11 protein-coding genes are annotated in these 14,800 nt (G+C 64.7%); 7 read left to right on the plus strand and 4 right to left on the minus strand.

The features are described from left to right. Together uppS and RIF85_RS03255 are read left to right on the plus strand one after the other, a co-directional pair. Positions 1–539 (plus strand): polyprenyl diphosphate synthase (gene uppS / locus RIF85_RS03250; protein WP_309070476.1); only part of this gene is annotated, 539 nt, incomplete at its 5' end. A 263-nt stretch (positions 540–802) separates the two neighbouring features. Further along, the gene (locus RIF85_RS03255) at positions 803–2,203 is read left to right on the plus strand and encodes a PhoH family protein (protein ID WP_375164455.1); all 1,401 of its coding nucleotides are present in this window, start codon (positions 803–805) and stop codon (positions 2,201–2,203) included. Positions 2,204–2,234: 31 nt separating this feature from the next. On the opposite strand, the gene RIF85_RS03260 is transcribed toward RIF85_RS03255, so the two are convergent. Then, positions 2,235–2,978, minus strand: coding sequence for a hypothetical protein (locus RIF85_RS03260; RefSeq protein WP_309070477.1), 744 nt, complete (start codon positions 2,976–2,978; stop codon positions 2,235–2,237). 58 nt (positions 2,979–3,036) lie between these two features. Here RIF85_RS03260 and RIF85_RS03265 point away from each other — a divergent pair, with 58 nt between their 5' ends. From RIF85_RS03265 to RIF85_RS03275, 3 genes are all read left to right on the plus strand, one after another. After that, entirely contained in the window at positions 3,037–3,540 is a 504-nt protein-coding gene (locus RIF85_RS03265) for an A24 family peptidase (RefSeq protein ID WP_309070478.1), read from the plus strand. 5 nt (positions 3,541–3,545) lie between these two features. Beyond that, positions 3,546–4,016, plus strand: coding sequence for an NUDIX domain-containing protein (locus RIF85_RS03270; protein ID WP_309070479.1), 471 nt, complete (start codon positions 3,546–3,548; stop codon positions 4,014–4,016). Positions 4,017–4,295: 279 nt separating this feature from the next. Beyond that, positions 4,296–9,776, plus strand: a complete 5,481-nt coding sequence (locus RIF85_RS03275) for a fibronectin type III domain-containing protein (RefSeq protein ID WP_309070480.1) — start codon at positions 4,296–4,298, stop codon at positions 9,774–9,776. Positions 9,777–9,928: 152 nt separating this feature from the next. Here RIF85_RS03275 and RIF85_RS03280 read toward each other — a convergent pair whose 3' ends face one another. From RIF85_RS03280 to RIF85_RS03290, 3 genes are all read right to left on the minus strand, one after another. Further along, the gene (locus RIF85_RS03280) at positions 9,929–11,356 is read right to left on the minus strand and encodes a class II fumarate hydratase (protein ID WP_309070481.1); all 1,428 of its coding nucleotides are present in this window, start codon (positions 11,354–11,356) and stop codon (positions 9,929–9,931) included. A gap of 112 nt (positions 11,357–11,468) precedes the next feature. Next, positions 11,469–12,083: a carbonic anhydrase gene (locus RIF85_RS03285; RefSeq protein WP_309070482.1), complete on the minus strand. Its 615-nt coding sequence runs from the start codon at positions 12,081–12,083 to the stop codon at positions 11,469–11,471. A 96-nt stretch (positions 12,084–12,179) separates the two neighbouring features. Next, complete coding sequence (locus tag RIF85_RS03290) at positions 12,180–12,767, minus strand: DUF4245 domain-containing protein (protein ID WP_309070483.1); 588 nt, start codon at positions 12,765–12,767, stop codon at positions 12,180–12,182. 104 nt (positions 12,768–12,871) lie between these two features. Here RIF85_RS03290 and glpX point away from each other — a divergent pair, with 104 nt between their 5' ends. Both glpX and RIF85_RS03300 read left to right on the plus strand, forming a co-directional pair. After that, positions 12,872–13,909: a class II fructose-bisphosphatase gene (glpX, locus tag RIF85_RS03295; protein WP_309070484.1), complete on the plus strand. Its 1,038-nt coding sequence runs from the start codon at positions 12,872–12,874 to the stop codon at positions 13,907–13,909. A gap of 20 nt (positions 13,910–13,929) precedes the next feature. After that, positions 13,930–14,628, plus strand: a complete 699-nt coding sequence (locus tag RIF85_RS03300) for an LmeA family phospholipid-binding protein (protein WP_309070485.1) — start codon at positions 13,930–13,932, stop codon at positions 14,626–14,628. The last annotated feature ends 172 nt before the right edge of the window (positions 14,629–14,800 follow it).

Below are 14,800 nucleotides of genomic sequence, written 5' to 3' on the forward strand. Positions count from 1 at the left end.
ACATGCTCTCCACCGACAACATGAACCGTTCTGCCGAGGAAATCGAGCAGTTGCTGGACATCATCGGGAACACCCTTGACCGACTAGGTGAAACCCGTAAAGTGCGCGTCCAACCGGTGGGGGCGCTCGACCTTCTCCCGGAACACCTCGCCTCGAAAGTCACCGAACTTGCCGGGCGCACAGCCTCCATCGAAGGACTCCATGTCAACGTCGCCGTGGGTTATGGCGGTCGGCGCGAGATCGTCGACGCCGTCAAGGAGCTGTTGCTGCAAGCTGACTCCGAGGGATCGACCCTCCCGGAAGTTGCGGAGAACCTGACGGTCGGTCAGATCTCCGAGTACCTGTATACGCGCGGACAGCCGGACCCCGACCTCGTGATCCGCACCTCGGGGGAGCTGCGACTTTCCGGCTTCCTCATGTGGCAGAGCGCCTACAGCGAGTTCTATTTCTGCGAGGCCCTCTGGCCGGATTTCCGCCGCGTCGACTTTCTCCGAGCTCTTCGAGATTACGGGCGGCGCCAGCGGCGCTTCGGCTGCTGAGCCGGCCCCGCAGCGTTACCCAAAGTTCAGCCGGGCTTCGCGCGACACGCGCCTGAAGCGACTGCCGACGTCGTCGTTTGCGGGCGTAATGTCAATTCCATCGATCGGCACCCGCCGACCGAACGGGAAGGCCACCTATGCAGGCAACGTGCCCAACAGCACACGCACTGAAAAGGGGAGGCCGTGCGCGGCCTTCTGGCCGGCCCGCCTCACCCAAGCCCTAGATATTCTCGGGCGCGAGCGCCCGGGGAAGTGGAGTTGAAGTGGCCACATCTCGCCCAACACAGGCGCCAGCAACCGACACCACCCAGGCCCGCCCGGCAGCGCAGGATGAACTCCTCGCAGCGGCGGGCCTTTCTGTTGTCGAGAGCCTTGGCAGCCGCAGCTACGTTCTGGATACGTCCGTGCTGCTGTCAGACCCGCGGGCCATCACCCGCTTCGCCGAACACGAGGTGATCCTGCCGATCGTGGTGATCACCGAGCTCGAAGGCAAGCGTAACGACCCTGAGCTGGGCTACTTCGCCCGCAAGGCGCTACGGCTCCTTGACGACCTGCGGGTGAAACACAACGGGCTGAACCAGGCCATTCCGCTGGGTACCGAGGGAGGCACCCTGCGCGTCGAACTCAACCACGTCTCCACCGAGGTGCTGCCCGTCGGTTTCCGCAGCGGGGACAATGACTCACGCATCCTCGCCGTCGCCAAGAACCTCTCGGACGAGGGGCGCAACGTGACCGTGGTGTCCAAGGACCTGCCGATGCGCGTCAAGGCCTCCGCCATGGGCCTCCAGGCGGATGAGTACCGCAACGAGCTCGTGAAGGACTCCGGCTGGACCGGGGTGGCGGAACTGGACACGCTGGACGACGACGTCGACACCCTCTACGCGCATGAGCCCGTCTTCCTCCCGGGAGCCGCGGAACTGCCCGCCAACACCGGCGTCATCCTCCACTCCGGGAAGGGCTCGGCCCTGGGCCGGGTCGGCGCCGACAAGCAGGTGCGGCTGGTACGCGGTGACCGCGACGTTTTCGGACTGCATGGTCGGTCCGCGGAACAACGACTGGCCATCGACCTGCTGATGGACCCCGAGGTGGGAATCGTGTCGCTGGGCGGCCGCGCGGGAACGGGAAAGTCCGCGTTGGCGCTGTGCGCGGGACTGGAGGCGGTGCTGGAGCGTCGGGAGCACCGCAAAGTTGTTGTGTTCCGTCCCCTGTACGCGGTCGGTGGTCAGGAGCTTGGTTACCTGCCGGGGAGCGAGAGCGAGAAGATGAATCCGTGGGCGCAGGCCGTCTTCGACACACTGGGCGCGCTGGTGTCGCAGGAGGTCGTCGAGGAGGTCATGGACCGGGGCATGCTCGAGGTCCTGCCGCTGACCCACATTCGTGGCCGGTCCCTGCATGACTCCTTCGTGATCGTTGATGAGGCGCAGTCACTGGAGAAGAACGTGCTCCTCACCGTGATGAGCCGGATCGGCCAGAACTCGAAGATTGTCCTGACTCACGATGTGGCGCAGCGGGACAACCTTCGGGTGGGCCGGCATGACGGCATTGCCGCCGTCGTCGAAACCCTGAAGGGGCACCCTTTGTTCGGGCACATCACGCTGACGCGGTCCGAGCGCTCGCCGATCGCGGCCCTGGTGACGGACCTGCTGGAAGGCGCCGAGGTCTAGCTCGACAGGATCCTGCTCATCCCGTGGCGGGTCAGCCGACCTGCCACGGGATATGCTCCCGGACATCGGTGAGTGTCGGTGGGGCGTCGTTGAACAGGTCATCGATCATGTACTCGTTCACCCCTTTGATGGCAAGGCGGTGGCCGCACCCCTGAAGGGGGCCATCGAGCGCGGTAGTTGAGACGCAGATGGCGGTCGCGACATCGACCACCACCCGCGTCCGCCCCTGTCCGATCAATGGGCGGCCGGGCGTGAACGGCTGGTAGGAGATGTTCGGGGTAGCGGTGGCGGCGAGCACGCGGCGGCCCTCGTAAATCTCCTCGCCAAGGTCGTCAAGTTCGACCCGGTTCGCGAAAGGTGTCTCGTACGGGACCGGGGCATCACCGGCCAGCTCGACCGGGTCGAGCATCGCCGCCCACCGCGGGTCGCCGAAGACCGGTTCGCCATAGGCGGCCTTCGGCCTGCGGTGCACGTAACCCACCTCGTTGTAGACGGGCGTAATCAGGCTCGGCGCCACAAGCCACGAACTCTTGCTCGAACTGACGTAGAACGAGTCACGGGAATGCTCGTTCCCCGTGCTGCTGTGGAGAAGCGCTCCATCCGCCGTTTCGACGCGCAGCGCCGCAGGTCGACGCACCCAGGCGCGCAGGGGATCCGACTCCCCGTCCGTGCTGATCCACGACACCGAGAAGCGCACCGTTTCCCAGCGCCACGGCGAGGAACGGCAGAGGGATCGGAAGACGCTCGCCGGGGTCGAACCGCTGGAAGCGGACATATCCACAGTGTAAGCCCGGCATGTGAGTCAGGGCAGGAGATTCAGCTACGGTAGGCACATGCTGGCGCTGATGGGGGAGTACTGGGACACGGCTCCCGTGGCATTCTGGCTATGCGCCCTCGCGTTGATCCTGCTCGCGGTGGTCGGAATCTGGCTCAGTGTCATCGACATCCGAACCCACCGGCTGCCCAACCGCATCATTTTCCCGTCTTACCCTGCCGCGGGCGTGCTGCTCATCGCCGCTGCGTTCGCCGCCCAGGACTGGGGGAGGCTGGTGTCCCTTGCCGGCGGGGCAGCGGTCCTGTGGGTCTTCTACTTCATCCTTCGCCTCATCTACCCGGCGGGCATGGGCTTCGGCGACGTGAAGCTGGCCGGCGTGCTGGGACTGTACCTCGGCTTCGTCGGGTGGTCGTTCCTGTTGTGGGGAACCTTCGCGGCGTTCCTGCTCGGGGGCTTGTGGGGCGTCATCCTCATCGTCAGCAGGCGGGCGAATGCGAAGACGGCCATTCCGTTCGGGCCGTTCATGATCGTCGGAGCGGGCGTTGTCCTCGCATTAGGCTGAGAATCATGCCTACCCCTGACTTCGTCCAGGACCTGCGTTCCAAAATCGGCCACGACCCGCTGTGGCTCCCCGGAGCGGCGGCGGTGGTGTACGACGACGACGGTCGGGTCCTGCTCGGACGCCGCGCCGACACCGGCCAGTGGACGCTCATCACCGGGATCATCGATCCCGGTGAGCATCCCGCGCAGGCAATCGTCCGGGAGGTTCAGGAGGAGACCGGGGTGGCGGTCGAGGTGGAGCATCTGGTGAGCATCGACGTCGTTGGGCCCATGACGTTTCCCAATCAGGACGTATGCACCTTCCTGAGTCTGGTGTTCAGATGCCGTTACGTCTCAGGTGCCGCCCGCGTGAATGACGACGAGTCCATGGACGTGCGCTGGTTCAGTCTCGATGACCTGCCGGACCTGAACCCGCTGCACCGCAAGCATGCAGAAAATGCGCGCTACTCGACGGGCGTCCCTGACTTTGAACGCTGATCGCTAGGGGTTCCTGGCTTCGCCCGTGCCCCTGCTCGGCGCTGCGGCGAGTTCGCGTTCCAACCGTCCCACCTCTGCCCAACCCGTCGAGGAAACGTTTTCTGAAATATGTGCTCACCCCTTGAATGTGACAGTCCTCACCATTAGGCTGGTCTTCGTTGGTCTCCGTGAATCGTTTCATTGCACCCAGGAATCCTGTCCTTTTCTCGTGCCCTGTTGCTCTCGGTCGGCCCATGAACCACCCCAAATTTCACTGTCGAAACCACAAGGTGTGATGCCATGACCCCCGGAAATCCCCGCCCGCACTCTGTGCGCGCTCTTATCGCAGGAACCGCTATTGTCGGTCTCTGCTCGGCTACAACGCCGGCCATAGCGGCGGAGGAACCGCTCAACAAATCCTTCGACTTCGGAACAGCCACCAGTCCTGTCGCGGACGGGTGGACCGGCGTCACGGAAACCACCAAGTACTCCGCTGAAGCCGGATACGGGATCGTACCGGTCGATGGAGCAGCGCCGGTATCCCGTAACCGCGCTTCGGACCCGGTGGACCCGCTCAACAACGACTTCGTCCTTGGCTCGGCGTGGGGCTTCGCGGTGGATGTTCCCAACGGCGCTTACAGTGTCCGTGTCCTGTCGGGTGACCAACTCGCCGGAACGAGCACGACGACGACGAACGTGAGCCTGGAAGGCGTACCCGCGGGCACCATCAAGTCCCGTCAGGCTGTCTCCGAACAAACGTGGCAGACAACTGTCGAGGACGGTCAGCTGACCATCGACCTCACCGGCGTCGGTGCCGGTGCATACGTCAACGGAATTCAAATCACTGAAGCCGAAGTGGCACCGGAACCCGAGCCGGAACCGGAGCCGGAAGAACCGGTTTCGACTCTTGCCGCGCCCCAGTCGGTACGCATGTCGCATGTAACCGCTGCCGGTGTCACCCTGCGCTGGAATGAAGTCAGCGGAGCCACCGGCTACGTCGTGAGCCGGTCCGACACCGTTGACGGCACCTACACCAAGGTTGCGGAAACCGGCGACCGGACGGTTTACCTGACGGATGCCGTGGATACGACGAAGGTCCACTACTACAAGGTCCAGGCACGCGGAGCGGACGGTCTCTCGAAGCCGTCGGCTGCCGCCGCATCCAGCTTGAGCACAGACGCTCCAGCCCTTCCTGACAACGGCGTACTGTCGCTCGACCTCGGAAACGGGGCGACAGCGGCCGGGGCCGTGCGGGTGGACGCAACCAGCGCCTACACCGCTGACAACCGTGTGGGCTTCGTCGATGTGAGCCAGGTCAGTGCAACCGACCGTGGCGGCGAGAACGCTGCGCGCTCGGACTTCGTCACGGTAGGTGACACGGAACTCGTCGTGGACCTGCCCAACGGCAACTACACGGTGGATCTCATCGCCGGTGATGCGCAGGGCGCGACGGATATCGCCATCACGGCCGAGCAGATGGCAAAGGTGCAACGCACCGAGAAGCTCGCGGGCCAGTACCTTGAGATGGGATTCAACATTGCCATCGTGGACGGCCAGCTGAACCTCGAGTTTGCAGGCGCGGCCGCGAATCTGAATTCACTCGTGATCACCCAGAAAACGCCGAATGAAGCCGGTACCGAGCCGACCGCGTGGATCACCGGTGACTCCACGGTTCAGAGCTACACCGCCGACTACGTGCCGCAGGCCGGCTGGGGCCAGATGATCGAGCGGTTCCTGTCCGATGACGTCACCGTGGAAAACAAGGCCATCGGCGGACGCAGCGCCAAGAACTTCATCAGCCAGGGTCGCCTGGATGAGGTGCTGTTGAACGTCAAGCCCGGCGACTACCTGTTTGCCCAGTTCGGCCACAACGACAACAGCTATGGTGTCGACGACCGCTGGGCCGCCCCGGGCGATTACTACGAGTATCTGCGTACCTTCGTGGACGGCGCCAAGCAGCGCGGCGCTACTCCGGTGATTGTCACGCCGGTATCCCGCCGGTCCTACAACGCGGAAACCGGTGAAGCGAACGTATCCTTCCCGGACTACGTTGCCGCCGCGTCCAAGCTCGCCGCCGAAACGGGAACCCCGCTGGTCGACCTTTCGGCTTCCAGCCGCGCCTACCTCACGGAGATTGGGCCGGAAGCAGCAAAGTCAGTCTTCCTGCACGTACCTGCCGGCGTCTACGCGAACCGGCCGAACGGCACCGTGGACGACACCCACTTCCAGGAGTACGGTGCCATCCAGATGGCGCGCCTCGTGGCGACCGATGTGGCAAAGCTCGACATCCCGCTCGCCTCGGAGGTCGAGTCGGTTGAACCGCCGGCAGAGGTGCCCGCAGCGCCGACCGGTCTTGTCGCAGGCAGTGTTTCCAACGCGGGAGCACAACTGACCTGGGACGCAGTCGACGGCGCTGACATCTACAAGGTCTTCAGCAAGAAGGCCGACGCCGGTGAGGACGCCTACGTCCTCATCACCACCTCCACGTTGCCGCTGGCTTCAGTCGGTGGCCTTGAGGAAGGCCAGTCCTACGACCTTCGTGTGGTGGCCGTGAACGGGCGGGGCGACTCCGCGCCGTCGGACGCTGTCCGGGTCACTACCAAGGCGCCGCTGTACAAGTTCGACGTTCAGCTGAAGGGTAATCCCCTCATGCCCGGTTACACCGAGGTGAGCCAGGCTTCGGTCTACACCGCAGAAGCCGGCTGGGGATGGCTTGATCCCGCAGGGATGGCCGGCCGTGACCGCGGGATCAACTTCGATCCTGCACCCACCGACCTGGAGCGAGACTTCCTCCTGCCGACCCCGGACCACGAGTTCGTGGTTGACGTTCCCAACGGCAGCTACGCCGTGAAGACGTACAACGGCGACTGGATCGGCACCAGCCGCTCCAACGTCCAGATCGAAGGCAAGGACTTCGGTTCCTCCAACGCCGGTCGCGCCGCGGTGTCGCAGAAGATCAGCCAGCCGGTCCTCGTGACCGATGGTCAGATCAACCTCGTCATGACGGGTGCTTCCTCGCGCCTCAACGGCATCGAGATCACTCCGCTGTTGCTGGCTCCGACCAAACTGGCCGCCGACGACGTCGTTATCGACGGCAATGAGGTGGCGGTGTCGCTGAGCTGGACCGGCAATGACGACGCCGTTGCGTACCGGATCTACCGGCAGTCGGCCGGTGCCAAGGCAGAGCCGCTCGGTGACGTCGAGGGCACGTCCTTCGTGGACACGACAGCCGACATCGGCCTTGAGTACACCTACACCGTCGTCGCGCTCGATGCGGCGGGCGCGGAGTCCGTGCCCTCCAACGCGGTCGAGCTGACCACCGTCGATCCCGATGTTGAAAAGGCACCGGTTCCGACCGGCCTGACCCTTGGTGACGTCAACAAGAACGACGTGACCGTCAGCTGGAAGCCTTCCGAAGGTGCGCTGTTCTATCACGTGTTCCGTGCCGATCCCCAGGCGGACGGTTCCTTCAGCGAGATGCAGCTGGTAGGGCGTGCAGAGGACACCACGTTCACTGACACGGACGTTCTCACCACTGTGGAGTACAAGTACGCGGTGGCAGCGGTGAACGCAGGCGGCGTCTCGGCGCAGTCAGAGACTGTTACCTCGCCGGCAGTCACCACGCTGGTGCGTCAGGCCGAGCGTCTCGACCGCTCACCGGTGGCCGTAGCCTCCGGTGAGGGTGTGTACCTGGGCTGGCGCATGCTTGGACTGGATCCCGAGGAGATCGGGTTCCACGTCTACCGCAACGGTGACCGGATCACCACCGAGCCGGTCACGTCCAGCACCAACCTGCTGGACGCCGAAGGCACAGCCGATTCGACGTACCGCATCAGCACCGTCATGAACGGCACCGAGCGCTGGGCCACCGAGGACTTCGCGGTGTGGGATTCCCAGACCCTGGACGTTCCGCTGGATAAGCCGGCCGATGGCGTCACCAAGGACGGCCAGCCGTACAGCTACCGGGCCAACGACGCCTCCATTGGTGACGTCGACGGCGACGGACAGTACGAGATCGTGCTCAAGTGGGATCCGACCAACTCGAAGGACAATTCCTCGGCAGGCTACACCGGCAACGTCTACGTTGACGCCTACGAGCTGGACGGAACCCGCCTGTGGCGCATCGACCTCGGCAAGAACATCCGGGCAGGCGCACACTACACGCAGTTCCAGGTGTTCGACCTTGACGGGAACGGCACCGCCGAAGTGACCATGAAGACCGCCGACGGAACCGTGGACGGAACGGGCGCTGTCATCGGCGACGCCCGCGCCGACCACCGGAACTCCGGCGGCTACGTCCTGACAGGTCCGGAATTCGTCACGGTATTCAACGGCGCCACCGGTGCAGCGGTCGACACGACCGACTACATCCCGGCACGCGGCGATGTTGGTTCATGGGGGGACACCTACGGCAACCGCGTAGACCGTTTCCTCGCCGGAGTCGCCTACCTGGACGGCGAGAAGCCGAGCGTTGTCTTCAGCCGCGGCTACTACACCCGCGCAGTGATCGCAGCGTACGACTTCGACGGCACCACGCTGACACCACGGTGGACCTTTGACTCAGACGAGTCAGGGGACCAGTACCGCGGACAGGGCAACCACCAGTTCTCGGTTGCCGATGTCGACGGCGACCAGAAGGACGAGATCGTCTTCGGTTCCATGACCATCGACGATGACGGCACCGCCCTCCACAACACGGGCCTCGGGCACGGTGACTCGCTGCACGTGTCGGACTTCGACCCGACGCGGAAGGGGCTCGAGGTATTCGCAGCGCACGAGGACATGGGGTCCTCGGGTAACAAGGGTGCCACGTACCGTGATGCTGCAACGGGAGAGATCATCTGGTCCATCCCGGCGACGAAGGACACCGGCCGCGCGGCCATGGCCGACATTGATCCCAGGCACCCCGGTGCCGAGGGCTGGGCTGTCGGCGGAGACGCCGCATGGAACTCTCCGGTGGGGCAGCTGCGCGCAAGCAACGGCGACCTGATCGCGGAGCAGATCCCGGCGGCGAACTTCCTCACCTGGTGGGACGGAGACCTGCTTCGGGAGATCACCGACCACGAATGGACCGAGGCCACCCGCACGGGTGTTCCGACCATCTCCAAGTGGAACTACGAAACCAACACGGAGGACGTTCTCTACCGGGCCGAAGGAACCGTCACGAACAACGACACCAAGGGCACACCGGCCCTGCAGGCGGACCTGTTCGGCGACTGGCGCGAAGAGATCGTCACCCGCACCGACGATTCCACCGCCCTGCGTATCGCCACCACGGTGAACGTAACGGACCACCGGCTGCGCACCCTGCAGTCGGACCCGGTCTACCGCCTGGGTGTTGCATGGCAGAACACCTCCTACAACCAGCCTCCGCACACTTCGTACTTCCTCGGGGAAGGCATGGAGAAGCCGAAGGCGCCGAGCATCGCCTACACCGGCGAGGAGCCGGCACCGGGTGAACTCGTCAAGCCGTCCTCCACGCCGGATGCTCCGGTGAAGGATGACCTGACTGACGAGAACCAGCTGGATCTCGGCCTGGCCAAGCAGAAGTTCCCCCGTGGAGCGTCGGAGGTCGTTCTCTCGAATCTGCCTGTGGAGGGGTACGTGCACGTTTACCTCGGCCAGGCAGCGCTCGGCTGGCACCTCGTGAACGACGACGGCACCGTCACCATCACCACGCCGGAGGGCACCCGGCCGGGAGACAACCGCGTGGCTGTTCAGTCCGCCGCCGGAGAGTTGCTCGGCTGGGACCGCCTGGTGGTGGTGGGGCCGGCCCGCTAACGCCACGTTGACCTGGCAGGACACGCGCCGAATGGCCCGCCATACGGGGTGTGTCCTGCCAACTCACGGAGGTTCGATTCGTTAATCAGCGAGGGCCCGCCATGGATAGTGCTTCCATGGCGGGCCCTCGCTCGTTTGTGTGAAGTGAGGCGCTACTGCGGCGGGCGCGTCATGGAGAGTACGTCGAGAGCCTCGTCCAGCTGCGCTTCGGTCAGCTCACCGCGCTCCACATACCCGAGTGCGACGACGGCTTCCCGGACCGTGAGCCCTTCAGCCACGGCCTTCTTGGCAATCTTCGCCGCGTTCTCGTAGCCGATGTACTTGTTCAGCGGCGTCACGATCGACGGCGATGCCTCAGCGAGGAAGCGCGCGCGCTCCTCGTTGGCGGTGAGCCCGTCGATCATCTTGTCCGCCATCACGCGGCTGGTGTTGGCGAGCAGGCGGATGGACTCAAGCAGGTTGGCGGCCATCACGGGGATGCCGACGTTGAGCTCGAACGCACCGTTGGTCGAGGACAGGGCGATCGTGGTGTCATTGCCGATGACCTGGGCGGCGACCATGATGGCCGCCTCGCAGATGACGGGGTTGACCTTGCCCGGCATGATCGAGGACCCTGGCTGCAGGTCCGGGATGGCGATCTCACCGAGGCCGGTGTTCGGGCCGGAACCCATCCAGCGCAGGTCGTTGTTGATCTTCATGAACGAGTACGCGATGTTGCGCAGCTGCCCCGACGCCTCGATGAGGCCGTCTCGGTTGGCCTGGGCTTCGAAGTGATTGCGGGCTTCTGTCAGCGGCAGGCCGGTATCTTCGGCGAGCAGCTCGATCACGCGGGCGGAGAAGCCGGCGGGGGTGTTGATGCCGGTACCGACAGCGGTGCCGCCGAGCGGAACCTCAGCAACGCGGGGGAGCGAGGCGTTGATGCGCTCGATGCCGTAACGGACCTGAGCAGCATAACCGCCGAACTCCTGGCCAAGGGTGACCGGGGTGGCGTCCATGAGGTGGGTGCGGCCGGACTTCACGACGCCGGCGAACTCCTCGGCCTTGCGCTCCAGGGACTCAGCCAGGTATTCAAGGGCCGGGATCAGGTCATTGATCAGCGCGGACGTGGCGGCGACGTGTACCGACGTCGGGAAGACGTCGTTCGAGGACTGCGAAGCGTTGACGTGATCGTTGGGGTGGACCACCTTGTCGCTGCCGCCGTCCTTGAGTGCACGGGAGGCGAGTTCGGCGAGAACCTCGTTGGTGTTCATGTTGGACGAGGTTCCGGAACCGGTCTGGAACACGTCAATGGGGAAATCGCCGTCGTACTGTCCGGTGGCAACCTGGTCAGCGGCGACCTCGATAGCGCGGGCGAGCTCTTCATCGAGCACACCGAGTTCGGCGTTGGCCGTAGCGGCCGCCTTCTTGATCCGTGCCAGGGCCTCGATGTGCGTCCGTTCCAGCGTCTTGCCGGAGATCGGGAAGTTCTCCACTGCACGCTGGGTCTGTGCGCGGTAGAGGGCGTTCGCGGGAACCCGAACCTCGCCCATGGTGTCGTGTTCTATGCGGTAGTCGACGTTCTCCTGGGAATCAATTGTCATGCGCCAATTCTGGCCGGTCGCGCTGGACGCGACAAATCACCGAGCCACAAATCACAGTCTCGAACGCCATACGCCATTCGCCACACGCCACGTCACACGTCACGACGCCACGTCAGAGACTGCCCTGTTCCGAAATGACGTCGGCCTTGCCCTCGTCGAGCCGGTAGGTGACGCCGACGACGGCGGTGGTCCCCTTCTCGACCGCGTCGGCAATCACGCGGGAGGAGTCGACAAGCCGCTGGCCTGTCTGCCGGATGTGCTCCTCAACCATGCCGTTGATGTCATCGACACCGTTGCGCCGTGACGTCAGCACCGACGGCGTGATGCGCTCGACGAGGTCGCGGATGAAACCGGTCGGCATGGTGCCCGATTCCACCGACTGGGCAGTCGCGGTGACGGCACCGCAGGAGTCATGTCCGAGGATCACGATCAGGGGGACCTTGAGCACGCTCACGCTGTATTCGAGCGACCCGAGGACGGCGTCGTCGATCACCTGGCCGGCTGTTCGGACCACGAAGATGTCGCCGAGCCCGACGTCGAAGATGATTTCTGCCGCAAGACGGGAGTCGGAGCAACCGAAGATGACGGCGAAGGGATCCTGGGTGTTCACCAGTGACGCTCGTCGGGAAGCGTCCTGATTGGGATGGGATGACGAGGCGGAGATGAACCGCGCGTTTCCATCACGGAGTTTCTGCCAGGCTTCAGCGGGGGTCAGTTGTGAGCTCACGATTTTCACTGTACTGCGCCCCGGCCCTGGCCCGCCCGGTTGGTGACTTTACGTTGAGCGGGTCTCGTTCAGTTGACGTGCCGGTTCAGGTGAGTGCTACTTCAGTTCGTCGAGCACTGCGCTGCCGAGGAGGTCGAACTGCGCCAGATCGGCCGTTCCGTTCAGGATGAGCGTGAAGCCGTCCTGCTCGGTGGTGAGGAAAGCGTCGCCGGAGGTGCTGTCGAGCAGCTCCCAGGTCACTCCGTCGATCACGCGTTGCCCGGACGGCTCGGCGCGGTCCACGCGCTGCGACAGCCACGTGGGGTTCGAGGCGTTTGTCTGCGTCACCTGGATGAACTCCCGCTCGGGTGTGAGATACCCCACCTCCCAGAAGGCGACCCCGTCGGAAGCCGAGCCCGTCCAGCGCGCGTAGTTGGAGGTCCAGCCCTCCGGCAGATCGGCGGCGACCGGGGTGTACCCGGCGGCGTCTTCGGCTTCTGTTGCGATGGTCGCGACGTCGACGTCGCGTGTGTACGTGTCCGCTGTGTGCGTGGGATTGAGGAGCACGACGAACAGAACCAGCGCCAGCGTGACGGCTGTGGCGATGAACATGCCGATCGATGAGGCATTGGCGCGCTTGGCCTGCTTGGCGGTCAGTACCGGGGTTGCCGGTGCGTCCTGCTGGTTTTCCTGGGTGCTGCTCACCTATCCATTGTCGCTCACCGCGGTCACGTCACGGAAATGGCCGGATAGCGGCGCACCATTATGATTGGCGCAAGAGGGTCCGCTAATTCGATGATGAGGTAAACGTGTCCGACACCGTAAAAAAAGCCCAGTATTCAACCCTTTCCCCCGCCCTCGCGGTGGGCGACGACGAACCGGACCGCAACCTCGCGCTGGAGTTGGTGCGCGTCACTGAAGCCGCAGCCATCGCCGGCGGTCACTGGGTGGGTTTCGGTGACAAGAACAAGGCCGACGGCGCCGCAGTCGACGCCATGCGCTCATTGCTTTCCACCGTGCACTTCAACGGCGTCGTGGTGATCGGCGAGGGTGAGAAAGACGAAGCGCCCATGCTGTACAACGGCGAGCGTGTCGGTGACGGCAGCGGACCCGAGTGCGATGTCGCGGTTGACCCGATCGACGGCACCCGCCTGACCGCCCTTGGCATCAACAATGCGCTTGCGGTTCTTGCCGTTGCCGAGCGCGGCACCATGTTCGATCCCTCGGCCGTCTTCTACATGGAGAAGCTGGTCACCGGTCCCGAGGCCGCGGACATGGTGGATCTCCGCCTGCCCGTCAAGCAGAACCTCCACCTGATCGCCAAGGCCAAGGGCAAGAAGGTCAACCAGGTGAACGTGATGATCCTCGACCGGGACCGGCACCGCCCGCTGGTGCAGGAGATCCGCGACGCCGGTGCCCGCACCCGCTTCCTGATGGACGGCGACGTCGCCGGTGCCATCGCGGCGGCACGCGAAGGCACCGACATCGATGCCCTCATGGGTATCGGCGGCACTCCGGAAGGCATTGTTGCTGCCTGCGCCATCAAGTCCCTCGGCGGCGTAATCCAGGGCCGGCTGTGGCCCACCAGCGATGACGAGAAGCAGAAGGCGCTCGACGCCGGACACGACCTCGATCGGGTACTTTCCACCAATGACCTGGTCACCAGCGACAACTGCTACTTCGCTGCCACCGGCATCACTGATGGTGACCTGGTGCGCGGCGTCCGCTACCACGGCGGCAAGGTGCTGACCCAGTCCATCGTGATGCGGTCGAAGTCCGGCACCATCCGCGTGGTCGACGGTGAGCACCAGGCCCATAAGTGGGAGAGCTACGCCCGCCTGAGCTAGGCAAGCCGTCAGGCTGTCCCATGGACCGGACGCGTGCGAAGGACTGGCTGATCGGTGCTGCCGGGATGATCGTTGTCCTGGTGGCCGCCGTCGGGATCTTGTGGTTGGTTGTGAGCGACCCTGCCGGTGGGGGAGAACCGTCGCCGTCGCCGTCCCAAGGAGCGCAAGCTTCCGACGGCGGGACGCCGGACGCGCAGCCTCCCGCCGACCTTGGTGCGGACGACGTGTGGCTCGCTGACCTTGTGCTGGACGCCGGGACGGTGGTGACCCCCGACTCGGTGCTTCGGGACGTCCGGGCTGTTGGGCAGGACGTGCTGACAGGCCCGAACGGTCTGGTCGCTGCACGGCTCACAGTCGACGCGACCGTGCCCTTCGAGGTCGTCGCGGACGAGCTTGGCGGAGGGGCGGAGGTTCGCGCTGCCGACGCTGGGCAGGTACTGGTGGTTCGGGTCGTTGAGGTTCTGGGGCGCGAATTGCGCGTCACCGCTACCGGGACGGTCGACGTTAAAGCGGGAAGGCTCGTGATGGAGCCGCGTTCGATCGACGTGGGCGGACCGGACTTCCTCTCCAACGCCACCGCGGCCGTCGTGCGCAGGTTTGTGACGATCGAGCACAGCATCGAGGGTCTGCCCGAAGGTCTGGTCCTTCAGGACGTCACGGTCCAGGACGACGGTTTCCGTGCCAACCTCCGCGGCGAGGACGTCAAGCTCGTTCCGTAAGTTGCACCCAAGCCCCTGCCGATAGCGCCTCCTGGCCTCCCACCCCTCGCTGCGCTCGCATCGGGCCCCTGCCGATAGGCTTAGCATCATGAATCTTGCCATTACTCCTTGTTGGAACGCGCCCGAATGGGATGCCGCCGTGAACCGCCTGAGCGGGCACCCGCAGCAGCTC

Source organism: Arthrobacter sp. (assembly GCF_031179385.1).
GTDB lineage: Bacteria > Actinomycetota > Actinomycetes > Actinomycetales > Micrococcaceae > Arthrobacter_D.